General features: G+C 52.6%; 22 protein-coding genes. 4 read left to right on the plus strand and 18 right to left on the minus strand.

Annotation, left to right across the window (positions count from 1 at the left end; genetic code table 11):
- Positions 1–14: 14 nt before the first annotated feature.
- Positions 15–668, minus strand: a complete 654-nt coding sequence (locus NP590_RS06555) for a PEP-CTERM sorting domain-containing protein (protein ID WP_256601499.1) — start codon at positions 666–668, stop codon at positions 15–17.
- A 400-nt stretch (positions 669–1,068) separates the two neighbouring features.
- On the opposite strand from NP590_RS06555, the gene NP590_RS06560 reads away from it, so the two are divergent.
- Both NP590_RS06560 and NP590_RS06565 read left to right on the plus strand, forming a co-directional pair.
- Positions 1,069–1,707 carry a response regulator transcription factor gene (locus tag NP590_RS06560; protein WP_256601500.1) on the plus strand — a complete coding sequence of 213 codons (639 nt, stop codon included), beginning with the start codon at positions 1,069–1,071 and terminating at the stop codon, positions 1,705–1,707.
- A gap of 40 nt (positions 1,708–1,747) precedes the next feature.
- Positions 1,748–5,359: a PAS domain S-box protein gene (locus NP590_RS06565; protein ID WP_256601501.1), complete on the plus strand. Its 3,612-nt coding sequence runs from the start codon at positions 1,748–1,750 to the stop codon at positions 5,357–5,359.
- A gap of 1 nt (position 5,360) precedes the next feature.
- Here NP590_RS06565 and NP590_RS06570 read toward each other — a convergent pair whose 3' ends face one another.
- Together NP590_RS06570 and NP590_RS06575 are read right to left on the minus strand one after the other, a co-directional pair.
- Entirely contained in the window at positions 5,361–6,065 is a 705-nt protein-coding gene (locus NP590_RS06570; protein WP_256601502.1) for a GGDEF domain-containing protein, read from the minus strand.
- A gap of 54 nt (positions 6,066–6,119) precedes the next feature.
- The gene (locus NP590_RS06575; RefSeq protein WP_256601503.1) at positions 6,120–6,425 is read right to left on the minus strand and encodes a hypothetical protein; all 306 of its coding nucleotides are present in this window, start codon (positions 6,423–6,425) and stop codon (positions 6,120–6,122) included.
- Positions 6,426–6,818: 393 nt separating this feature from the next.
- On the opposite strand from NP590_RS06575, the gene NP590_RS06580 reads away from it, so the two are divergent.
- Complete coding sequence (locus NP590_RS06580) at positions 6,819–7,622, plus strand: spermine/spermidine synthase domain-containing protein (RefSeq protein ID WP_256601504.1); 804 nt, start codon at positions 6,819–6,821, stop codon at positions 7,620–7,622.
- On the plus strand, positions 7,619–9,766 hold the full coding sequence (locus NP590_RS06585; RefSeq protein ID WP_256601505.1) for a YgiQ family radical SAM protein: 2,148 nt from the start codon (positions 7,619–7,621) through the stop codon (positions 9,764–9,766). The genes NP590_RS06580 and NP590_RS06585 overlap by 4 nt, the downstream gene beginning before the upstream one ends.
- A 1-nt stretch (position 9,767) precedes the next feature.
- Here the strand turns inward: NP590_RS06585 and NP590_RS06590 are convergent, their stop codons facing one another.
- The 15 genes from NP590_RS06590 to lgt form a co-directional block, all read right to left on the minus strand.
- The gene (locus NP590_RS06590; protein WP_256601506.1) at positions 9,768–10,043 is read right to left on the minus strand and encodes a transposase; all 276 of its coding nucleotides are present in this window, start codon (positions 10,041–10,043) and stop codon (positions 9,768–9,770) included.
- A 51-nt stretch (positions 10,044–10,094) separates the two neighbouring features.
- Positions 10,095–11,054 (minus strand): GNAT family N-acetyltransferase, encoded by a 960-nt coding sequence (locus NP590_RS06595; RefSeq protein ID WP_256601507.1) that lies wholly within the window; start codon positions 11,052–11,054, stop codon positions 10,095–10,097.
- Between the two features lie 30 nt (positions 11,055–11,084).
- On the minus strand, positions 11,085–12,224 hold the full coding sequence (locus NP590_RS06600) for a glutaredoxin domain-containing protein (RefSeq protein WP_256601508.1): 1,140 nt from the start codon (positions 12,222–12,224) through the stop codon (positions 11,085–11,087).
- 34 nt (positions 12,225–12,258) lie between these two features.
- The gene (ftsH, locus tag NP590_RS06605; RefSeq protein WP_256601509.1) at positions 12,259–14,202 is read right to left on the minus strand and encodes an ATP-dependent zinc metalloprotease FtsH; all 1,944 of its coding nucleotides are present in this window, start codon (positions 14,200–14,202) and stop codon (positions 12,259–12,261) included.
- Between the two features lie 63 nt (positions 14,203–14,265).
- A complete protein-coding gene (locus tag NP590_RS06610; RefSeq protein ID WP_256601511.1) occupies positions 14,266–14,751 on the minus strand; it encodes a flavin reductase family protein in 486 nt (161 codons plus the stop codon).
- A 28-nt stretch (positions 14,752–14,779) separates the two neighbouring features.
- The gene (locus NP590_RS06615) at positions 14,780–15,085 is read right to left on the minus strand and encodes a DUF2818 family protein (protein ID WP_256601512.1); all 306 of its coding nucleotides are present in this window, start codon (positions 15,083–15,085) and stop codon (positions 14,780–14,782) included.
- Positions 15,085–16,581, minus strand: coding sequence for a lysine--tRNA ligase (lysS, locus tag NP590_RS06620; RefSeq protein ID WP_256601513.1), 1,497 nt, complete (start codon positions 16,579–16,581; stop codon positions 15,085–15,087). The genes NP590_RS06615 and lysS overlap by 1 nt, the downstream gene beginning before the upstream one ends.
- An 80-nt stretch (positions 16,582–16,661) precedes the next feature.
- A complete protein-coding gene (locus NP590_RS06625) occupies positions 16,662–17,030 on the minus strand; it encodes a DUF5615 family PIN-like protein (RefSeq protein ID WP_256601514.1) in 369 nt (122 codons plus the stop codon).
- Positions 17,027–17,257: a DUF433 domain-containing protein gene (locus NP590_RS06630; protein ID WP_256601515.1), complete on the minus strand. Its 231-nt coding sequence runs from the start codon at positions 17,255–17,257 to the stop codon at positions 17,027–17,029. Before NP590_RS06630 ends, NP590_RS06625 begins: the two co-directional genes overlap by 4 nt.
- Before the next feature lie 91 nt (positions 17,258–17,348).
- On the minus strand, positions 17,349–17,996 hold the full coding sequence (locus NP590_RS06635; protein WP_256601516.1) for a hypothetical protein: 648 nt from the start codon (positions 17,994–17,996) through the stop codon (positions 17,349–17,351).
- Positions 17,997–18,011: 15 nt separating this feature from the next.
- On the minus strand, positions 18,012–19,040 hold the full coding sequence (locus NP590_RS06640; protein WP_256601517.1) for an AAA family ATPase: 1,029 nt from the start codon (positions 19,038–19,040) through the stop codon (positions 18,012–18,014).
- Between the two features lie 3 nt (positions 19,041–19,043).
- Complete coding sequence (locus NP590_RS06645; RefSeq protein ID WP_256601518.1) at positions 19,044–19,307, minus strand: DUF2442 domain-containing protein; 264 nt, start codon at positions 19,305–19,307, stop codon at positions 19,044–19,046.
- Positions 19,288–19,524 (minus strand): DUF4160 domain-containing protein, encoded by a 237-nt coding sequence (locus NP590_RS06650; protein WP_256601519.1) that lies wholly within the window; start codon positions 19,522–19,524, stop codon positions 19,288–19,290. The genes NP590_RS06645 and NP590_RS06650 overlap by 20 nt, the downstream gene beginning before the upstream one ends.
- Before the next feature lie 19 nt (positions 19,525–19,543).
- On the minus strand, positions 19,544–20,641 hold the full coding sequence (prfB, locus tag NP590_RS06655) for a peptide chain release factor 2 (RefSeq protein ID WP_256601520.1): 1,098 nt from the start codon (positions 20,639–20,641) through the stop codon (positions 19,544–19,546).
- 157 nt (positions 20,642–20,798) lie between these two features.
- A complete protein-coding gene (gene lgt / locus NP590_RS06660) occupies positions 20,799–21,587 on the minus strand; it encodes a prolipoprotein diacylglyceryl transferase (protein WP_256601522.1) in 789 nt (262 codons plus the stop codon).
- Positions 21,588–21,995: the final 408 nt, after the last annotated feature.

Raw genomic sequence — 21,995 nt, forward strand, 5'->3', positions numbered from 1 at the left:
TTGTATAAAACGTATCAGGCACCGACAGCTTGTTCCTTGCGGCGAAACAGGCTCATCAGACCAAAACCCAAACCGAGCAAACTGAATGACATGGGCTCGGGTATCGTCATATTGAATTCATTGTCGATGTGACTGATGATCCCGCCGTTTGCGGAGAAGGCATCCGCAACCGTGATCGATGTTCTTCCCGCGAAATCGACATGGCCCGCCAATGGATCCGGTACGCCATTGAGACTGCTCAGTGTCAAAAAATCCAGGCCCGTCGCATTATCGATAAGGGTCTTGTTGACGACTTCGCCGATACCGCCCTGGACGACACTATCCAAACGAGCGCTGGTGATTTGCTCGTTACCGCTTATAACATCCAGCACATAGGAGATGAATCCAGCACTTCCGGAGTATCCTTCGATCCGCGAAAAATCAAAACCCACCAGATAATAGTCGGTATTGGCGATTTCGGTTTCTTCCAGCGTCACATCAACATTGCTGGGGTTCAAATCGTTACTCCAACTGGTTAATGTAAATTGCATATCGTTGTCGCCATCGGTCACCGGCGCCGAAAACCAATCACTTAACGTGCCGGTCCAGGACCAAGCCGCCTGGGCGGCTGGATTGATGCAGAGTAGACCAATCAGGCTTGCGCTCATTATCAATAATTTCGATTTCATTGTTAGTCCTCAATTAAAGTTGGTTAAAAATCGCCTATCTTTATAATCTTTAAATTAGAAATAATGCCGATAAGCGTAATTAAAATAATCTTTTAGAAGACCAATTTATATTAGAAAAAATACCTAAGCAATGTTACGTAACTAAATATACCTAATTATTTACTCCACCATATTGTATTATTGAATGAGCGGATTATTTAAAGAATGAACGGCGCTTCTCAAATCGCATATCCACCTCGATATACCCGAGCGATCAAACCCCTTATGATACATGCCATGTCCGCGTCTAACTCACCACACACTTATTGCGCGGGCTATAAGCGTAAACACTCATAGGCGCTGGTTTTTCTCTGCTGATACACTGTACACAATGACTGACAATAGAAAGGAACACTCAAACATGATCTATATCGTTGACGACGATATCACGGTGCGTAAATCGTTGGCGATGGTGCTGGAAAACGAAGGGCTGCCGGTGGCCACGTTCGACAGCGCCGAAGCCTTTCTGGAAGCCGACTTACCCTCGTGCCGAGCTTGCGCGATCGTCGACATGTACCTGCCGGGGATGAACGGTTTGGATTTGCAGCAGCACTTGATCAGCCGGCATATAGTCTTGCCGCTGGTATTTCTGACCGGGCATGGCGAAATTCCAACCAGCGTCGCGGCCATGAAGTCGGGCGCCGAGGATTATCTGATCAAACCCATCAGCGCCGAACGCTTGTTGCCCGTCGTGCAATCGGCTTTGGCAAAAAGTCAATCGATGCAAGAAAACGCCAGGCGTCGACACGAGGCGCGCTTGCGCGTCGAAGGCCTGACGCATCGCGAACGGGAAATCATGCAGTTGTCGGCCCGCGGGTATTCGGCCAAGGAAATCGCCCGCCAGCTCAATATCAGTTTCCGCACCGTGGAAAAACACAAAAGCAGTTTGTTGCAAAAAACCGGCGCAAAAAATATGCTGGACGCGCAGTCCCTGTTGTGGGACTCGGGAGAGGCCGATCGCGATCGTCGGAATACCGCGTCTACGTCGTCGTCCGACTAAATAACGACTGTCTTACCACCGATAGGAGGCGGCTCCGGCAATGTCTCAGCCCTTTTTAGCCCTGGCACCCTTTCAGGCCTTCATTGATGCGCTGCCGGATGCCACGCTGCTGATCGATCAACAACACGCCATCCGTTTCGCCAATCGGCAAGTCAAAAGCCTTTTCGGTTACACCACCGACGAATTACAGGGACTGGATATCGATCTGCTGGTGCCGGAACGTTTTCGCGAGTCGCATCAGCAAAAGCGTCAGCGCTATATGCAAAACCCCACCGTGCGTTTGATGGACGGGGACTTGGTATTGTTCGCCCGGCGCAAAGATGGCAGCGAGTTCCCGGTCGACATCGGTTTGAGCCCGGTTGAAACCGAATTGGGCATGATGGTCATTTGCTCGGTGCGAGATGTCAGCCACGCAAAAATGGCCGAACAGGCGTTGATCCATGCCGAGCTTTTCAAGTTGTTTCTGCGCCATACGCCCGCCGCGATTGCCATGTTTGACCGCAACATGCGTTATCTGACGGTCAGTCAGCGCTGGATAGACGACTACGATTTGGGCCAGCGCAATCTCATTGGCCTTAGCCACTACGACGTATTCCCCGATCTTCCGGATCATTGGCGCGAGGGTCATCAACGTTGTCTGGCTGGAGAAACACTGCAATCCGACGAGGCCGAACGGGTGGCGCTGAACGGGCGAAACCATTGGATTACCTGGAAGATGTGCCCATGGTATGCCGGTCATGGCGAGATCGGCGGTTTAATCCTGTTTGCCGACATCGTCACGGCGCGCAAGCAAGGCGAACTCAAACAGCGACGCAGCGAAACCCAATTTCGCCGCATCTTCGACAACGCCGTCGCCGGCATTGCCATTACGGATATCGATGGCACCTTTCAGTACTGTAACGCCGCGTATGTCGCACTCACCGGCTATACATTGCAGGAACTCACGCACTTGAGGTTCAGCGATTTGATTCACCCGGATGATTTGCAAGACAATCTGGATCAAGTTCGGCGATTGATCGAAGGCGACTGTCCTTATTTCGTCATTGAAAATCGCTATGTGACCAAAACCGGTGACGCGATTTGTGTACGCAAATACGGTTCCCTGCTGTCGGAGGGAGTGAGCGAATCGGCACAACTGATAGCCGTGGTGCTTGACATTAACCAACTCAGAGAAACCGAACAGCATCTGCGGGACAGCTTTCGAAAGTTGGCGTCCAGCGAAGCCATGTTCCGCAGCTTGATCGAAAACATGCCGCAGATGGCTTGGCTGGCCCGCCCCGACGGTGTCATGGAATATGCCAATCAGCGTTGGCTGGAATACCGTGGCCCCCTTAAACCGCAAGACTCGGTCAGCGCCTGGTACGTCAACGTCCACCCGGCCGATCTGGAGAGCGTCATTGCGGCTTGGGACGACGCCAATCGACGACAAGCGCACTTTACGCTGGAATGCCGTCTGCGCCAAGCCGACGGCGCCTTTCGTTGGTGGCAGGTTCGGGGCGTTCTGCTCGAACAGGGCGAAGCGCTGCGTGACCATTGGTTGATGACCAGCACCGACATCCACGACCTGAAACGCGAAGGCCACGCGATGGATCAACTCAACGCCGCCTGTTTCCGCCTCTGGCAAATGAACAATCTGGAGGAAGGCCTTTACGAAATGCTGATGGCCACCGTCAACATGTTGCAGGCCGATTTCGGCAATGTTCAGTTACTAACGGCGGCGGGCGATTTGACAATCGTTGCCCAGCACGGCTTTACTCAGCGTTTGCTCGATGGCTTTCAACACGTGACGCCGTCCACGCCGTCGGCGTGCGAATTGGCTTTGAGTCAAGGCAAACGCTACATCATCGAGAACGTCGAGCGCGATGTGGCGTTTGCGCCGTTTCGCGCCAACGCCCGCCAAGCCGGTTTTTGCGCCATGCAAAGCACGCCATTGTTTTCGCATAACGGTTCGGCCATCGGCATTATTTCCACGCATTTTCGTTCGCCGCATTCGTTCGATGCCTTCGAACTCAGCATGCTGGATATTTATGCGCAACAGGCAGCCAGTTTCATCGATCGCTGCCGCGCGGAAATCAAGGTGCGCGACAGCGAAACCTATTTTCGGCGCATCTTCGATAACGCGCTGGTCGGGATTGCGATTTGCGACAAATCGGGGCGCTTTATCGATGGCAACGGCGCCTTCTGCCACATGCTCGGTTACAGTCGCGACGAGATTTGCCAGTTAGGGCTGAGCCACGTTTTGTACCCGGATGACGCCAAGCTGATGCTGGACAACGTTGAAAAGCTGTTCGCTGGCGAACTGCCGTTCCTGCAAATCGAAATTCGCAATATCTCCAAATCCGCCGAGGTGCTCTGGGTCAGTAAGTATTTGTCGTTGCTGCCTACCGACCATAGTAGGTCGGAGAAACTGCTGACGATCGTATCGGATATCACGCCGCTGAAACACACGGAGGCCGAGCTGTTGACGATCAAACAACAACTGGAGCTGACTGTCGACACTCGCACGCGGCAATTGGACGAGGCACGCATCTCCGCTGAAAAAGCCAATGCCTTCAAAACCCGGTTTTTGAATGCCGCCAGCCACGACTTGCGCCAACCCTTGCAATCGGCCGGGCTCTATTTATCGGTATTGTCGAAAAAAGTGAAAGCCGACGATTGCCGGCACATCTGCCACAGCATGAACGATTCGCTGGCGGTGATGGGCGGCATTCTCGATGCCTTGCTGGATTTATCGCGCATCGAAAGCGAAAGCATCGCGCCAAGCAGACGCGATGTCCGGGTGAGAGCCTTAATCGACCGCGTCGTGACGACTTTCGGTCCGCAAGCCGCGGCCAAGGGCCTGGTTCTGGAAGCAGACGGCGATGATTGCGTCATCCATAGCGATCCGGCCCTGCTCGAGCGCATCGTCGGCAACTTTACCTGCAACGCCATTCGCTATACGGAGCAAGGCAAAGTCACCGTCGAATCGACATGCGGTACCACGATGGCGCGTATCTCGGTCACCGATACCGGCATTGGCATCGCGTCCGACCAATTGGGACGCATTTTCGAAGCCTACTATCAGATCAACAATTCGGAGCGGGATCACAACAAAGGCTTGGGCCTGGGGCTGGCGATTACCAAGCATATCGCCGACATTCTGGGCGTTACCTTGCATGTGGAATCGATTCCCGGCAACGGTTCGGTTTTTTCCGTCGATGTGCCGCTCGGCAAGACCACGGTGCGGCAAGCACAAGACGTCGCGCGGAACACCGCCATCAGCCTTCAATCACCGTTGCAAATCCTGTTCATCGACGACGATCCCGCCATCAGCAAAGCCGCAAAATTGCTGTTCGAAGCCCACGGCATCATCGGTCATTACACGCTATCGGGCGAAGAGGCGTTGAGCGTTGTCGCCGAAGGCATGCGGCCGCAGCTGGTCGTCACGGATTACCAGTTGTCGGGCTGGAACGGCATTGAAACCCTGCAGCGTATTCGAGCCATCGTTGGCGACCTGCCGGCAGCGATCATTACCGGCGATACGGTTGCCGCGCAAACCCTGGGCGGAATGCTGACCAACACGACCGTCTTCACCAAGCCGCTGGATGCCGATCGATTGATGGCGTGGGTCAACGACTGTCTGCAAGCCTTCGCGCAACAAAAACCGGGCTGATTCATCGCGTAAAAGGGTCGAAACTCAGATTTTGCCGGTTGCGGTGTTTGGCCTGGTACATCGCAACATCGGCCTGGTGGATCAAATCGTTGGGATTGCGGTCATCGGCCTGATAAGTGGCCATGCCGATACTGACCGTCAGTACGATGAATTGATCGCCTATCCTGAACGGCTTGCACAGTTCGCCGCGAATTTTTTCGATGACGATATCGGCGCTGTCTTCGTTGTTGAGCTCCGGCAGCATGACGATGAATTCATCGCCGCCGTAACGACAGGCAGTGTCCCCCCGTCGAATGCAGCCAATGAGACGATCTGCCACTTGCTGCAGCAGTTCGTCGCCAACCTGATGGCCGAGATTGTCGTTGACGTGTTTGAACTTATCCAGGTCGATGAATAGCAAGGCCAAGGGTTTGCCGTGACGGGCCGACTGGAGGATGGCGAGGCGGAGGCGATCTTCGAAGACGCGCCGGTTCGACAGGCCGGTAAGCGGGTCGTGATCGGCGAAGAAGCGTGTCTGCAAGTAGCGTTTGGTGAGTTTTTTCAAGCGCAGTTTGTAGCTTAGATTATGTTCTTCCAAGGTTTTGATTTGATGTTGGGCGTTTTGCAGCTGGGCCTGACTGTCGCTGTAGGCCTGTTCGAGTGTGTTCAATTGTTTCAGGCATTGCTCGAATTGCATTCGCGGATCGTTTTCAGGGTTATCGTGCATGTTGAATGGTCCTGTCTAGATGATGTCGGGGCAATTGCGCGCCGGTCAACAGAGTTAGCCCCGTGGCCTGGATGTGACTAGCGGAAGGTGCGGCGTCATGGCGGTTGGCGTTTTCTTCGATAAGAGCATTCGGGTACCTGCCGACTGTGCGTCGTGCCGAGAGAGGTGGGGGCCATTGAACGATGCTTGTTCGTCAAAACGCCGGCTACTAATGTGCTCCGGCCAGTTGACGACGTAATAGCCAGCCGCCAAGGGTTGACCGTCAGCAGTCCGGTATTTGCGCTGATACGACTCGGGGTCGATCAGACAGAAATCTTCGAATACCGAAACGATGTCAAATTGCTCATAATAGGTTTCCATGATGCTCCGTTTTTAAAATGCAGTGATTGATTACGCCTAAATTCGAACAGATGCGTTATTGAGACAGGTGAAATTAGAAGGCAAAGAGCGCTTCTGAGAAATGCGAGCAAATACCCAAAACCGCTGTTATCGGGTAATACTTAAATCGGTCGGCTTGACCTATTTCGACGAGAAAGATTGACAAGACTTTTCGATAAAAATGGTTTTGAAAAATCTTTGCTCGACAGAGATAGTGGTCGGCAAGCAAATTTTTTGCGCAATCGGGTAAAACATCCCCGGCGATACGCGGCATGGCATGGCAACCGCCGCCGTTGGAGCGACAATAAAAACTAATCCCAAGACAAACGGCGGATTTTCAAGGAAAATAGCCCAATTTTTCTTTCGCCGTATCGCATGTATAAATACGACGGTCTGGTGGTGCACCAAACCCACGATGACGAAGGCATAATCGAAGTCGTCGACAAAAACGGCGAGCGGGCGCTGCATTTCGGCTCCCACTCGCGGCAAAGCAGTATGCTGATCAACGAACCCAACCGCCTGCACTCCCTGTATGCCCGGGCCATGATGGCCCTATTGCTGTTTAACGACAAACCGCAAGAGGTGTTGATGATAGGCTTGGGCGGCGGCACCATTGCCAAATTCATGCTGCACCAGTTTGCCGATTGCCGGCTGAAAATAGTGGAATACCGCGGCGGAGTGTTGAAAGTGGCCCGCAGCCATTTCAGCCTGCCGTTCGACCCGCGCATGAAAATTAAAATCGGTTGCGGCGCCCAGCATGTATTGCAACAAAGCCGCAATCACTCGGCGCTTTACGATCTGGCCATGATAGACGCCTACGATCACGCCGGCATGGCGCCGGAAGTCAGCAGCGAACTGTTTTTCGACAATTGCCGAACCTTGCTGACCCAAAACGGTCTGTTGGTGATCAATTTATGGGGCACCGATAAAGAGCTGTTCCAACAGGTGGCCTGGAATCTGGGCCGGGTGTTCGCCTGGCGCATGCTGTTTCTGCCGGTGCGCGGACGCGGCAACGTGATCGGTTTTGCTTTTGCCGAAAAATTTCCCAAGTTGGCCATGAAAGAACTGACCGAAAAAGCCCAAAAACTTGAACAACAGTATCAACTGGAATTCCCCGTCTTTCTGCAAGACCTCAAGCGCAGCAACAGCCGCGCCATTAACCGGATAGTCAATAAGTGAACCACAACGCCGCCAACATTTTCGGCTACAAAAAATACTGGGCCCATCGTTTCGGGCCAGCTCCGGAACTGCCGATGAGTCAGGAAGAAATGCAGCAATTGGGTTGGGACGCCTGCGACATTATTTTGGTGACCGGCGACGCCTACGTCGACCATCCCAGCTTCGGCATGGCGGTGATAGGCCGGGTGCTGGAGGCGCAGGGGTTTAGGGTCGGTATTATTTCGCAGCCGGATTGGCACTCAGCCGCCGATTTCAAAAAACTCGGCCAGCCGAAGCTGTTTTTCGGCGTCACCGGCGGCAACATGGATTCGATGGTCAACCGTTATACCTCGGACAAGAAAATCCGCTCCAACGATGCCTATACCGCCAACGGCGAAGCCGGCAAACGGCCCGACCGGGCGGTCAACGTCTACGCGCACCGTTGCCGGGAAGCCTATAAAAACGTCCCCATCATTGTCGGCGGCATAGAAGCCAGCCTGCGCCGCATCGCCCATTACGATTATTGGTCCGACAAGGTGCGCAAATCGATTTTGCTGGATTCCAAAGCCGATTTGCTGGTCTACGGCAACGCCGAACGGCAGGTGGTGGAAATTGCCCATAGGTTGGCCAAGGGCGAAAGCATTCACGACCTCAAAGGCATACGCGGCACCGTGCATTTCGTCAAACAAGTGCCGCAAGGCTGGATCGAAAAGGATTCCACCGACATCGACCAACCGGGCGCGGTGGTCGTGCATCAAAATCCCTATCAGGAAATGCCCGCTTGCGACTCGGCGCCGGCAGTGGCCGACACTGGCCTGGCGGATAACGAAAAAGTCGTCCTGTTCAAACCCATCGCCAATAAAAATCGCGCGCAAACCGTGATCCGCCTGCCGGATTACGACGCCGTCAAGGACGATCCGATTCTGTACGCCCACGCCTCCAGAGTAATGCACGGCGAAACCAACCCCGGCAACGCCCGCGCCCTGATTCAACGCCACGGCAACCGCGAAGTCTGGATCAATCCGCCGCCGTTGCCTTTGACCACGCCGGAAATGGACGGCGTGTTCGACCTGCCCTACTCCCGTCTGCCGCATCATGCTTATGGCAAGGCCAATATTCCGGCCTTCGAAATGATTCAGCATTCGGTGTTGATCATGCGCGGTTGTTTCGGCGGTTGCAGTTTTTGCTCGATCACCGAGCACGAAGGCCGCATCATTCAAAACCGCTCGGAAGATTCGATTATTCGCGAAATCGAAGCCATCCGCGACACCTCGCCCAACTTCACCGGCCATATCTCCGACCTGGGCGGCCCGACCGCCAACATGTGGCGCCTGGCCTGCAAGGACCCGAAAATCGAGGCGTCCTGCCGTAAACCGTCCTGCGTTTATCCCGGCATTTGTCACAACCTGAACACCGACCAGACGCCGCTGGTAAAACTTTACCGTCGCGCCCGCAAGCTGCCCGGCATCAAGAAAATCTTCATCGCCTCCGGCCTGCGCTACGACATTGCCGTCGAGACACCGGAATATGTGAAGGAACTGGTAAGCCACCATGTCGGCGGTTATTTGAAAATCGCCCCGGAACACACCGAGCAGGGTCCGTTGTCGAAAATGATGAAACCCGGCATGGGCACTTACGACCGCTTCAAAGCCATGTTCGACAAGTATTCCAAGGAAGCCGGCAAGGAACAGTATCTGATCCCCTACTTCATCGCCGCCCACCCCGGCACCACCGACCAGGACATGCTGAATCTGGCTTTATGGTTGAAACGCAACGGCTTCCGCGCCGATCAGGTGCAGGCCTTTTTGCCGTCGCCGATGTCGATTGCCACCGCGATGTATCATTCCGGCAAAGACACGCTACACAAAGTCGCCCGCAACAGCCCCGATATCGCCATCCCCAAAAGCATCAAACAACGCCGTTTGCACAAGGCGTTTTTGCGCTACCACGATCCGAAAAACTGGCCGTTGCTGCGCGAAGCTTTGAAAGCCATGGGCCGCGCGGATTTGATCGGTAACGGCAAGCAGCAGTTGATACCTAGCTTTCAACCCAAGGCAAGCGACAATCCGCTGGACAGGCAACAGCCGAACAAACACCCCTTTACCACCAAACATAACGGCATCAAAACCGCATCGCCACGCCCCAAGCATCGCAGGACCAAATGATTTAAAGGGTTTGCTTACAAACCACCCCCGCTTTGAAGAGGGCGCGGTAAAAGTCGATCACCCCCTTCTCCCGCCGGGAGAAGCATAGGATGATAACCGAATGATCCGGCATGATGCTGCCGCTCAACCACCAGCAAGCCACGTCGGACCGGGCCAAGCGCTCCAGGTCGCGCAAACTGCTTAGGCCTTGCAGGATGCCATACAGAATGATGCCAAGCAACGGCCGTAGTTTCAGCGGCGTGGTCAAGCCGGCGATTTGCAGATGAGTTCGTCTCATGAAGTCCCTTGTCTCAACATTCGACAGGCGCGGCAGTTTGGTGGGAACGGCCTATAACCCCAAGGCCCGGAACTCGCTACAAGGACGCGAGCGCTGCCAGACCCGTTCGAATTCTTCCAGCAGGCTACGGTTTTTCGGCGGCAAATTCGGGCTCCAATGACCTTCAAACCGGTTCCCCAGCAAACGAAACAAGTAGCCGCCGTTGTCATTGAGTACGAATGCGGACTGATATTGCAAATCCTCGGATTCCACCGGCGCGCGAATCTGAAAATGCGAGGTCAATCTTTGCGCCAGTTCCAGGACGGGGTGAGTCTGGCCCCTGAGGTTGGCGGGCTCCTGAATGATGATACTTACGCCGCCGCCGCGATTACGCAAGGCCAGTTGCTTTAGCGCTTCGACGATTTCGGCCTGCCCGTACAGGGAATATTCCAAATCCCGGCTGTATATGGTCAGTTGCCGCCGCGCATCGTTGATCAATTGCAGTGTGGCGGCGGATGCGGACTCCAGCGTTTCCAGACGCATGGCCGGCACCGACTCGGGCGCGGGTTTGGCGGCGCGCCGCACTGTATTATCGAGCGGCTGCAACGACAAACGCATGATTTGATGAGGAATACCCGCTTCCATGAATACCTCGCCTTCCGCTACAAACCCGGCCTTGCGGTAAAAATCCAGCGCGGCGAGTTGCGCATTGGCGGAAACCGTTTCCAGACCCAACCGCCGGGCTTTTTCGAGCAGAAAACGCAGCAAGGACTGACCCACCCGTTGCCCGCGCCAGTCGCGCAACACCGCCATGCGGCCGATTTTTCCGTCGGCCGTCAAGCGACCGGTGCCTATGGGTCGGGATTGCCGGTCGCGGGCAATGACGTGATGGCAATGCCGGTCCAACTCGTCGAATTCGATGTCCGGCGCTATGCCTTGCTCGTCCACGAACACTTCCTGCCTTATAAGGCGCAGGTCTGCGAAATCGGCTGCATGGTTGGCGGGTTCGAGATAATAATCGGTGATTTGCATGGTCGAAAACGATGGCGAAAGAAAGAGGCCCTACAGCAGCCAATCCGGCCGCAGCAACATGGTCGCCGCCAGTGCCAGCATTACCGCGCCGCTGAGCAGCTTCAGCCAACGGCCGGATTGTTCGGTGAGTTTACGGCTGCCCAACGTAAAAACCGCAATCGCCACCATCAATGAATCGTCGGCGATATAGGCGAGAATATACAACAACAGATAGGCATAATACTGCATCATGCTCAGGCCTTGCTGGCTGAGCACGGCGGTATAGATGGCCGGCAAGCCCGCCGTGCAGAGCAATTCGATGAAGTTGACCAGAATCGCCAGCACCGTCACCGACAGCAGCGACGCCGCCAGGGCGTCGGTCCGCAATAACTGCCGCATGCGGGCATATAAGCCGGGTTTGGCAGTCTCGGGGATGGAAAAGGACAGACCTTGCTTGAAGGCGAAAAAATCCTTCACATTCACCGCGCCGACCGCAAGCGCCAGACCCGCCAAGACCCAGCGCACCGGGTCGGACATACCCATGATCAGAAACACGTTCAGCCAGGCGGCCATAAAGGCGTAATACACCGCGCCGCTGACCAATACGAAGGTGCCGGCCACTAGCGCCATGCGGCGACGGTTTTGCAGGCGTATCAAAAAAGACAACAAAAACAGCAACACCCACATCGCACAGGGGTTGAAACCGTCCAGCAAACCCAGGGCCAGCGTGAACATCGGTAAGCCCAAGCGCTCGACGCTGATATCGCCGAACCAGCCCGCATCCACGACCCGGCTGGCGCTTACCGCGTTATCGATAAAGCTCAACAACGCCGGGCCGCTACTTGCGGCATCGTCAAAACCCACCAACAGTTTATCGTGCATGACAAAGGTCGGCACACCCGGCGGCCAGACGCCGTGCCGCCGAGACAAGTCGAACAATTCGTCGCGGGCGGCGGGGTCCCGGTCCAGCGAACGATAAACGATTTTCAGCCCGGGGCGCTGGGCGGCAATGGTCGGCAGGAATTTTTTGGCTTCGGCGCAATGCGGGCAACCGTCGCGGACGTAAATCCGTAAGACACCGGCTAACGCCGAGCTCTCGGACGCCGCGACGATGGGCAGCCATACACAAAAAATCGCCGCCCAAATACAGCGGCGCCATAAGCATCGCCGCTGCCGGATTGAACACAACACCGCTTGCAACACGGAACGACGGCGCGGTGGGAAACTAGGCCTTATGCTCCAACAAGGCCAGCATGTCCTCGCGCTGAATGACTTCCCTGTCCTGCAACAGCGCCGCCAACTGATCCAATTGCCGCCGCTTGGCGGTCAAAATTTCTTGCGCGCGATGTTGCGCATGCTCGACCAAGGCTTTGATTTCGGCATCGACAATGCGGGCGGTTTCCTCGCTGTAGTTACGCTGCTCGGCGACATCGCCGCTCAAAAACTGCAATTGCTGGCGATGGCCGTAAATCAGCGGACCGAGTTTTTCGCTCATACCCAAATAACACACCATGTTGCGGGCGATTTCGCTGGCTTTTTCCAGATCGTTTTGCGCGCCGGTCGAAACGCTGTCCAAGGCCAGTTGCTCGGCGACCCGGCCACCCAACAGTATCGCCAGTTGGTCCCGTAATTCGGCTTCGGTGGACAGGTATTTTTCCTCCACCGGCAATTGCAGCGTAAAGCCCAAGGCCGACACGCCGCGCGGGATGATGGAAATTTTGTGCACGGGCTGGCCGGTCGGCACGGTTTCGGCCACCAGCGCGTGGCCGGCTTCATGATAAGCCACCCGGCGTTTTTCCTCCGGGCCCAGCACGCGGTTTTTCTTTTCCGGACCGGCCATGACCCGGTCGATGGCCGCTTCGAAATCGACCATGCACACGCCATCGCGCCCGCCGCGCGCCGCCAGGATGGCGGCTTCATTGGCGATATTGGACAGATCGGCACCGACGAAGCCGGGGGTACGCTTGGCCACGGTTTCCAGATCGACATCCTTGGCCAGTTGCATGGATTTGCTGTGCAATTTGAGGATGGCGATACGGTCGACCAAATCTGGCTTGTCGACCACGATTTGCCGGTCGAAACGACCGGCCCGCAGCAAGGCCTTGTCCAGAATTTCCGGCCGATTGGTGGCGGCCATCACCACCACGCCGGCGGCCGGGTCGAATCCGTCCATTTCGGTGAGCAATTGATTTAGGGTTTGTTCGCGCTCGTCGTTGCCGCCCATGATGGCCGGGCCGCCGCGCGAACGGCCGATGGCGTCCAGTTCGTCGATGAAGATGATGCAGGGGGCTTTTTGCCGGGCCTGTTCGAACAAATCCCGCACCCGCGCCGCGCCGATGCCGACGAACAGTTCGATGAATTCCGATGCGCTGATGTTGAAGAACGGCACGCCGGCTTCGCCGGACACGGCCCGCGCCAGCAGGGTTTTGCCGGTACCCGGCGAACCCACCAGCAATACGCCCTTGGGCATGCGTCCACCCAGTTTTTGCAATTTTTCCGGCGACTTTAGAAACTCGATGGTTTCCTTCAGTTCCTGCTTGGCGCTTTCGGCGCCCGCCACGTCGTCGAAGGTTATCTTGCCGGCTTCCTGTTGAATCTTGATCTTATTGCCCAAATTCAAAAACCCGCGCCCCGCCCCGCCGGTCATTCGCGGCAGTAACCACATCCAGATGCCGGCGAATATGGCGATCGGAATAATCCAGTTAAACAGGATATTACCGAGCCAGTTGTCGCCGCTTCTGACCACGTATTCGACTTTGTGATCCTGCAAATGCTTGGTCAGTGCCTCGTCCCACAACGGAATGGTGAAAAAATGACTACCGATTTGTTTATCTTCGTCTTTCAGACTGCCGTTGATAAAGCGCTGCGTGACCACGGCCTTATCGACTTTCCCGTCCTTGACCAGGGTCAGGAATTGACTGTAGGGAATCTCCCGACCCAACGGTTTTTCGCCGCCGGCCAGCAAGGACAACAGCAGAATGCCCAACACAGCATATAGGACAAACCGGGGAGGCTTGTTCTGCCGCACATCGGGCGTTTTGGATTTGCCGTCGGGTCCTTGCGGCGGATTGAACAGCGATAACAGGGTCTTTTCCAGCCAGCGCCAAGCCAGGCACAACCAATCCCAGAGGGTTTTGTAGATTTCGGTCAGTTTTTGCTTGTCTAGCATGACACCTTACTCCCGATGCAATCGTTGAACGCTTGATTTATGCGGCCGGCCCGGCCTTGTAGGCTATTCCCGCGACAGTTGCCGATACGCCCCGCTGTAATATAACAGCGGATCGCCGCTACGGCAGACCACTTTTTGTACTTCGCCGATCACTATCCAATGCGTACCGGCCAACACCTGTTCGACCACCTTGCATTCCAGGCTGGCCAGGGATTCGCTCAACAACGGCGCACCGTTTTCGCCCGCTTCCCACGCCACGCTGGCAAAGCGCTCTTCCTGGGTACCGCCGCCGGCGAATTGATTGGAGACGTTTTGCTGTTCCGAGCCGAGTATATTCACGGCAAACTGTTTTTGTTCCAGCACCACCGCGCCGGTATCGGTATTTTGATTCAGGCAGACCAGAATTTGCGGCGGATCGACGGACACGCTGCTAAACGAGGTGGCCGTCATGCCTTTCAGGCCTTGTTGTTCGGATTGCGCCGTCACTACGGTGACACCGCTGGCCCATAGTTTCAGGGCATTTTTAAATTGACTCGCATCAACGCTCATATAGTTCTCTTGGATTACTTTTGCCGGACTAGGGTTTTAACAGCTTTTTCAAATCGTAGTGATAAATAAACCCCGGCAAGGCGAATACTACGAACAGACACAAGGTGGCAACATAAAATTCCCATTGTTGCTCGTGCAGTCCGCCGGTCAGTTTATTTTCCAGCGCCATGGCCAACGCACCGACCAAACCATAACATACCAGCCATTCCAGCCAACGCCAGCCGGCGGTTTTATTCAGTTTGATCAGCAGCAGGAAACGTTCGCTCAGCCAGGGTAAACTGGCGGCGACCAAGGCCAGCGCCAGCAAAACCCCGTACACATGACTCTGGGTCATTAATTTTTCGGCCGCATGTGCGGGAACAGCAACACGTCGCGGATGCTGGGCGAATTGGTGAACAACATCACCAAGCGATCGATGCCTATGCCCTCGCCGGCGGTCGGCGGCATGCCGTGCTCCAGCGCGGTGATGTAATCGGCATCGAAATGCATGGCTTCGTTGTCGCCGGCCTCTTTCTCCTCGACCTGCTTTCTGAAACGTTCGGCTTGATCCTCGGCGTCGTTCAGCTCGGTAAAACCGTTGGCAATCTCGCGGCCGCCGACGAAGAATTCGAAACGGTCGGTGACATGCGGATCGTTGTCGTTACGGCGCGCCAGCGGCGATACTTCCACCGGATAGGCGGTGATGAAAGTCGGATTCATCAAGCGATGTTCGACGGTTTTCTCGAAAATCTCGATCTGCACCTTGCCGAGACCGTAGCTGTCTTTCACCGGAATTTTCAGATTCTCGGCCACCTTGACCGCCGCTTCGCGGGTCGTCAAATCGGCCTGGGTCAAATCGGGATTGAAATGCAGGATGGACTCCAGCACCGTCATCCGCTCGAAAGGTTTGCCGAAATCGTATTGATCGCCTTGATATTCGATGATGGTCTTGCCGACCACATCTTCGGCGATGCCGCGCAACAAAGCTTCGGTTAGGTCCATTAAGTCGCCGTATTCGGCATAGGCTTGGTAGAACTCCATCATGGTGAATTCGGGATTGTGACGGGTCGACAGGCCTTCGTTGCGGAAGTTGCGGTTGATCTCGAACACCCGTTCGAAACCACCGACCACCAGCCGTTTCAGATACAACTCCGGCGCTATCCGCAGATACAATTCCATGTCCAGCGCATTGTGGAAAGTCGTGAAGGGCCGGGCGGTCGCGCCGCCGGGGATGACCTGCATCATCGGCGTTTCCACTTCCAGGAAGTCGCGCTGAACCAGAAACTCGCGGATGTAATTGACAATCTTGGAGCGCATCACGAAAGTCTTGCGGGTCTCGTCGCTCATGATCAAATCCAGGTAACGCTGGCGGTATTTGATCTCCTGATCGGCAATACCGTGGAATTTTTCCGGCAAGGGCCGCAAGGCTTTGGTCAACAAACGAATATCGTCGACCTTGACACTCAGTTCGCCGGTTTTGGTCTTGAACAATGTGCCTTCGGCGCCGAGGATGTCGCCGATGTCCCATTTTTTGAACTGGTCGTTGTAAACGCCTTCCGGCAAGTTGTCGCGGGCGACATAAACCTGAATTTGCCCAGACATATCCTGCAAATGGCAAAAACTGGCCTTGCCCATGATGCGGCGGGTCATCATCCGTCCGGCAATCTTGACCCGTATCGGATCGGCCAGCAGTTCCTCTTCCGTTTTTTCACCGTACTCGGCCAACAATTGGCCGGCTACCACATTGCGGCGAAAGTCGGTCGGAAAGGCGATGCCTTCCTCGCGCAAGCCATTGAGCTTTTCGCGGCGTTGTTTGATTTGTTCTTGTTCGTCGTGTTCGAGTTCTGACATGTTAATTATTGGTTAAATCAAATTTACAATAGGTTTTGAGGAATTTGCTCGAACGGAGCAATTCTATAATGGAAAATGCATTATCTCGACAAAGGCAACAGCCGTACCCGCTCACGCAATTCGTCGGCAACGACAAGAGCACCTTCGCCTAACTCTCGTTCAAACCGACGCAACATGCTGATTGCTCGGTGCCCAAGAACAGCAGGAGTTACGTCCTGCGTACGTATTTGAAAAACACTGGGCGATTCCGCGCCAGTCAATGCCAGTAAAGTTCCGAAATCAAGATCGTGGGTAAAGACAATTGCGTCGTTGCTGCGCGCCCATTCAAATAATTCGTTATCTGTAGCATTTGCCGAACCCAGTTCAATCCAATGTACTGCGTCGAATCCAGCATCAATAAGTAATGGAGTCCAGGTTGGCGAAAGATTCATATCCAGCAAAATCTTCATGCAGCCACAAGCGGCAGCTCAATTTCTTCGGCCCGCCAGGCAGCAAAACGTAACGCCTCAGTAATATCTTCCGCTTCTAAATAAGGATATAACGCGAGAATATCTTGGGTGGCATATCCACTGGCAATCAGGCCGACGATGGTACCAACGGTCACCCGGAGACCACGCAGACAGGGCTTGCCACCCATCACTGCCGGATTGAAAGTAATGCGTTCAAAATTTTTCATGTCGTCCTCGCTAGAAGAATGAATTGAAATGCCCCTAAAAACTTTAACAAGGTAATCGAGGAGAAAAACTCTCTCATCGCTATCTACTGGCTTAAGATTCAAAACCCGTTGCTGAAACTTTTATTCCAAGCGACTGCGGAATAGTTAGCGTATTAATGACGTCAACCTTAATATTTCCTAAAAAACTCAACTTGAGTTCTATGGCCGTTTTCAAACTAGAAGCCATTGGTTTAAAAACACCTGGCTGATTTAGCTCTACGTTACGTTCTAAAAAAACAATCACAAAGACAGGCTTATCTTCAAAAAGAAAAGGCCGATTATAAGTTGAAAGCTTTGAATCCTTAGAGCGGTAACTTGCTAATAGCCCCACCAAAGTGTCTCTTACTTTTTTATCAATTTCATCAACCAAGTACGGCCGCTTATTACTGAAAGAAACAGCATTAATTTCTTCCTTACATAATTTCCCCTTCATTTCCTGAAGAACCTTTGCATATCGGTTATCTTCAAAGGAAAAACGGATAGAACTTTGCTCATCATCGGCCAAAACATATTTAACCTCAATCAAAAGAAACGCCTTATCAGAAACAGCAATAAAATCTACAGCTTTATATCCATTATATTTAAGCTTATTGTAGAAATTTTCTGGATTAGTTTCGTCATACTTACACACTTTCCATTTATCGGAAAATTCAAAAAATAATTTACGACCTCCTTCGCCTTCTGAAATTATAGTCGACATATAATTTACGCAACCTTACATGCTGGAGTAAAGAGCCTCTTGCTCTTTGTCATACAATTCCAACTCCTCATTCAGAGAAACAACGTTATCTAACTCGCTAAGCCGTGCCCCATGTTCAACATTTATTCCTTCTTCAGTGCGTACTAGACTAAAAAACGCAGTCGGTATTTTCGTTTGTGCATTCGCAATCAGATAATCAAAACATTTCATCAAAAAAAGATTATGGGTCGCAATCACAACTTGGACTTTATATTTTGTCAGCTCAACCAGGATAGCAGCCAATTGTTTTATAAGTCTGGGATTCAAATTGGTTTCAGGTTCATCCCAAAATAGAATGCTATCTTCTTTTAGCGAATCATTGGCAATCAAATAGGAAAGCATGCCTAATTTACGCCACCCCTCAGCCACCATGAATATATTAATTTCTCCCTGTTCAGTTTCCAGATAAAAATTATTATCCCTAAGAAAAAACTTCCCCCCAATAATTTCCTCTATTGAATCTATAAGAGATTGATTAGGTTTTTTTAACAGTGGATTATCTATAGCCTTGCATAAATCGTAATATGTTTCATCAAAAGATAAATAGTATTTTTCATAGAGCGTGGCAAAGTTTGGAAACAGCGAAAGCACTTCTTTCGCAGGAAAAAAAAGCGGGGATTTTATCAAAGGTGCAGTAGGATGTTGTTTCACATTGATGCTGTCGACACCCAAACTAATATCTAATATTTCAGACTCTCTATTTTTATGATTTACTGAAAACTCCAAAATCATCCGAGTCACACATTCCTGATCCGAACTGTCATGTAAAGACTGTAAATCTCTTAGTTTTGAAACTCTAAATACCTTATATAATTTATTCTTTAGACTGCTTTTCCAGCCTTCTTTTCCACATTGATTCCAAACACTTGCAATACTATAAGCAAGCTTTAAAACATGACTTTTTCCACTAGAGTTTTCGCCAATAATAATATTTATGCCAGGCACAAAGCTAAACTCGGCCTTATCAAAATTAGTGAAATTTTCTACGGTTAGCTTTTTTAGCATGAATTAAATTGCCTTGAATTCAATAGACGGCTTACCCGCAATCAAACCAAACACCGAAATATCTTCATCAATCTGCGGCCAGTGAATTCCTTCACCATCGCCCAATATTTCGTAATCAGTTCTTTGTTGCGCATCGGCTTTGACTAATCGTGGAAACCAGACCAATGGAACCGAAATATTTCTGCCATCGGCGAGGAAAACGATTAATTCCTGATCGGTACAATTGACCGAACAGGCTCGGGGAGTTTCAACGGCTAAAGAACTCATTCCAGGCCTCCAAAAAAATTTGCTGATTTTCTTCCACCAGTTTATTCAGCGTCGTCAATTCATGCGCGAAAAAACCACTACTTCTGGCGTAAGCAACCGGTTTGAGCCAAAATTTTGCCAAAGCTTTTTCATACTGAACGTGAATATGCGCCGGCTCGCCATTTTCATTGCTGCAATAGAAAAAACGGCAGCCACCAATCCTTGGTACAGCAGGCATAAATCGCGCGCCAACAAAATTACAACCCGCTCTTCAAACTCGCCTCGATAAACTGATCCAGCGCCCCATCCAGCACCGCCTGGGTGTTGCCGGTTTCGACGTTGGTGCGCAGGTCCTTGATGCGCGATTGATCCAGCACGTAGGAGCGAATTTGGCTGCCCCAGCCTATATCCGATTTGGAATCCTCGACTGCCTGTTGACTGGCATTGCGTTTCAGCATTTCCATTTCATATAGCTTGGCTTTCAGCTGCTTCATCGCCGTGTCTTTGTTCTTGTGTTGCGATCTATCGCTTTGACACTGGGTGACGATGCCGCTCGGATTATGGGTAATCCGCACCGCCGATTCTGTCCTGTTGACGTGCTGGCCGCCGGCGCCGCTGGCCCGGTAGACATCTATTCGCAAGTCGGCCGGGTTGATCTCGATTTCGATATCGTCGTCGATTTCCGGCGATACGAACACCGAGGCAAACGAGGTATGCCGCCGGTTGCCGGAGTCGAACGGCGATTTACGTACTAAACGGTGCACCCCGGTCTCGGTACGCAACCAGCCGAAGGCGTATGGACCTTCGAATTTGATCGTCGCGCTCTTGATGCCGGCCACATCACCGGGCGACTCTTCAATCAGCTCGGTTTTGAAACCTTTGGCTTCGCCCCAGCGCAAATACATGCGCTCTATTATAGAGGCCCAATCCTGGGCTTCGGTACCGCCGGAACCGGACTGAATATCCAAAAAGGCATTGTTGGCATCCATTTCGCCGCTGAACATGCGCTGAAACTCCAGATTTGCAACCTGCTTTTCAAAACCTTCCAAATCGGCGGCCACGGTATCGACGGTATCCTCGTCATTTTCCTCCACCGCCATCAGCAGCAATTCTTCGGCGTCGTTAAGGCCCTGCTCCAAATCCTTGATGGTCAGGACGATATCCTCCAGCATGGCGCGTTCCTTACCCATGGCTTGCGCCTGTTCAGGTTTGTTCCAAATTGCCGGATCTTCCAATTCCCGCAGCACTTCCACCAAGCGTTCGCTCTTACCGTCGAAATCCAGATAGGTTTTCAGCCCGGCGCTACGTTCGCGCAAATCGGCTATTTTGTATTTAATGGGATTAATTTCTTGCATGCACCCTCAAAACCCAAGCAACAGCCAACTGTAAGGATTCCACCCAAAATCACTTCCGCATTCCGCGCTCTCTCCGGGAGAGGGCTAGGGAGATCAATAGGGAAGTTAGAGGCGGAATACCAAGCGGCAACTTGAAAAAATCGCAAATTATAAACGATTACCGCGCCGGCTCGCTCTGTTGGTTTTTCAGCGACCAGACAACACAGCCGACACCCGCCAATACAAAGGGGATACTTAACAATTGCCCCGTCGTCAATGCCACTCCGGTTTCGTACATCGCCTGCTCGGTTTTGAAATACTCCAGAATAAACCGTGCGCTAAACAACATGCCGATAAAACAGCCGAAGACGAAGCCTGACTTGTCAGCGTGTTTTTTATAGATCAACAGTGAAACGACATAGATCAACAGATAACAAAACGCTTCATACAACTGTACGGGATGTCGCGAAAGGGGATCGATGCGGGAAAATACCACTCCCCAGGGCTGCTGGGTGGGAATACCCAAAATCTCGGAATTAAAAAAATTGCCTATCCTGATCAAGGCACCGGCCAGCGCGGTCGGAATGCTGACCCGATCCAACAGCCAGAAGTAACCATCTCCGTACTTACGCCGATACAGATACAGAGCCAAAATAATCCCCAGGGTGGCGCCGTGACTGGCCAGCCCGCCTTCCCAAATTGCCAGAATTTTCAACGGGTGCGTCAGATAATAATCAGGATCGTAGAGCAAGGTATGCCCCAAGCGAGCCCCCACGATAGTGGCAATCACCATGTACCACAACAAGGTATCGAGTTCCTCGACATTCTTGCCCTCGCGCAGGTATATCCATTGCATGGTCAAAAAACTACCGACAAAGCCCATGGCGAACATGAGCCCGTACCAACGAATTTTGATCAGACCAAAGTCGAAAAGGATGGGGTCGATATTCCAAACGAAATGTTGCATGAGTTTTTAGCCGAAAATGAAGACTGAGTTAGGCAATTGTAACCCTGTCAAAGGGAATTATGCCGAACGACGGAGCGTAAATCTCCAGGCATGGCTGGCGCGCCCATAAAAACCGAGATCAAGCGACAAAACCACTCCCGGCAACAACTTTCCCCGAGCCATTAAAAAACCCGCTAAGCCTTATAACTTGCGGGTTTTTGTACTTCTTTGGATTACTTAAAATCCTTATTTGGTACGACGGCCGGACTCAAATAAAAAATAAATTATTGATATTTAAACAAATTATTTAATAGCCACATCAAAAGGACACAACCAAGGACACACTTATAAAACCTGTCTGGTAATTTCCCCCTTCTTTACCGGATATTTTTTGGTCATCTGCACCGTACATTTGTACGGTGCAGATGA

This window comes from Methylomonas subterranea, assembly GCF_024505185.1.
In the GTDB taxonomy this organism is placed as follows: Bacteria; Pseudomonadota; Gammaproteobacteria; order Methylococcales; family Methylomonadaceae; genus Methylomonas; species Methylomonas subterranea.

Bases quoted from the DNA above. Each gene is read 5' to 3' on its own strand.
- NP590_RS06555 (WP_256601499.1), bottom strand. From the start codon at position 668: ATGAAATCGAAATTATTGATAATGAGCGCAAGCCTGATTGGTCTACTC.
- NP590_RS06560 (WP_256601500.1), top strand. From the start codon at position 1,069: ATGATCTATATCGTTGACGACGATATCACGGTGCGTAAATCGTTGGCG.
- NP590_RS06565 (WP_256601501.1), top strand. From the start codon at position 1,748: ATGTCTCAGCCCTTTTTAGCCCTGGCACCCTTTCAGGCCTTCATTGAT.
- NP590_RS06570 (WP_256601502.1), bottom strand. From the start codon at position 6,065: ATGCACGATAACCCTGAAAACGATCCGCGAATGCAATTCGAGCAATGC.
- NP590_RS06575 (WP_256601503.1), bottom strand. From the start codon at position 6,425: ATGGAAACCTATTATGAGCAATTTGACATCGTTTCGGTATTCGAAGAT.
- NP590_RS06580 (WP_256601504.1), top strand. From the start codon at position 6,819: ATGTATAAATACGACGGTCTGGTGGTGCACCAAACCCACGATGACGAA.
- NP590_RS06590 (WP_256601506.1), bottom strand. From the start codon at position 10,043: ATGAGACGAACTCATCTGCAAATCGCCGGCTTGACCACGCCGCTGAAA.
- NP590_RS06595 (WP_256601507.1), bottom strand. From the start codon at position 11,054: ATGCAAATCACCGATTATTATCTCGAACCCGCCAACCATGCAGCCGAT.
- ftsH (WP_256601509.1), bottom strand. From the start codon at position 14,202: ATGCTAGACAAGCAAAAACTGACCGAAATCTACAAAACCCTCTGGGAT.
- NP590_RS06610 (WP_256601511.1), bottom strand. From the start codon at position 14,751: ATGAGCGTTGATGCGAGTCAATTTAAAAATGCCCTGAAACTATGGGCC.
- NP590_RS06615 (WP_256601512.1), bottom strand. From the start codon at position 15,085: ATGACCCAGAGTCATGTGTACGGGGTTTTGCTGGCGCTGGCCTTGGTC.
- lysS (WP_256601513.1), bottom strand. From the start codon at position 16,581: ATGTCAGAACTCGAACACGACGAACAAGAACAAATCAAACAACGCCGC.
- NP590_RS06625 (WP_256601514.1), bottom strand. From the start codon at position 17,030: ATGAAGATTTTGCTGGATATGAATCTTTCGCCAACCTGGACTCCATTA.
- NP590_RS06630 (WP_256601515.1), bottom strand. From the start codon at position 17,257: ATGAAAAATTTTGAACGCATTACTTTCAATCCGGCAGTGATGGGTGGC.
- NP590_RS06635 (WP_256601516.1), bottom strand. From the start codon at position 17,996: ATGTCGACTATAATTTCAGAAGGCGAAGGAGGTCGTAAATTATTTTTT.
- NP590_RS06640 (WP_256601517.1), bottom strand. From the start codon at position 19,040: ATGCTAAAAAAGCTAACCGTAGAAAATTTCACTAATTTTGATAAGGCC.
- NP590_RS06645 (WP_256601518.1), bottom strand. From the start codon at position 19,307: ATGAGTTCTTTAGCCGTTGAAACTCCCCGAGCCTGTTCGGTCAATTGT.
- NP590_RS06650 (WP_256601519.1), bottom strand. From the start codon at position 19,524: ATGCCTGCTGTACCAAGGATTGGTGGCTGCCGTTTTTTCTATTGCAGC.
- prfB (WP_256601520.1), bottom strand. From the start codon at position 20,641: ATGCAAGAAATTAATCCCATTAAATACAAAATAGCCGATTTGCGCGAA.
- lgt (WP_256601522.1), bottom strand. From the start codon at position 21,587: ATGCAACATTTCGTTTGGAATATCGACCCCATCCTTTTCGACTTTGGT.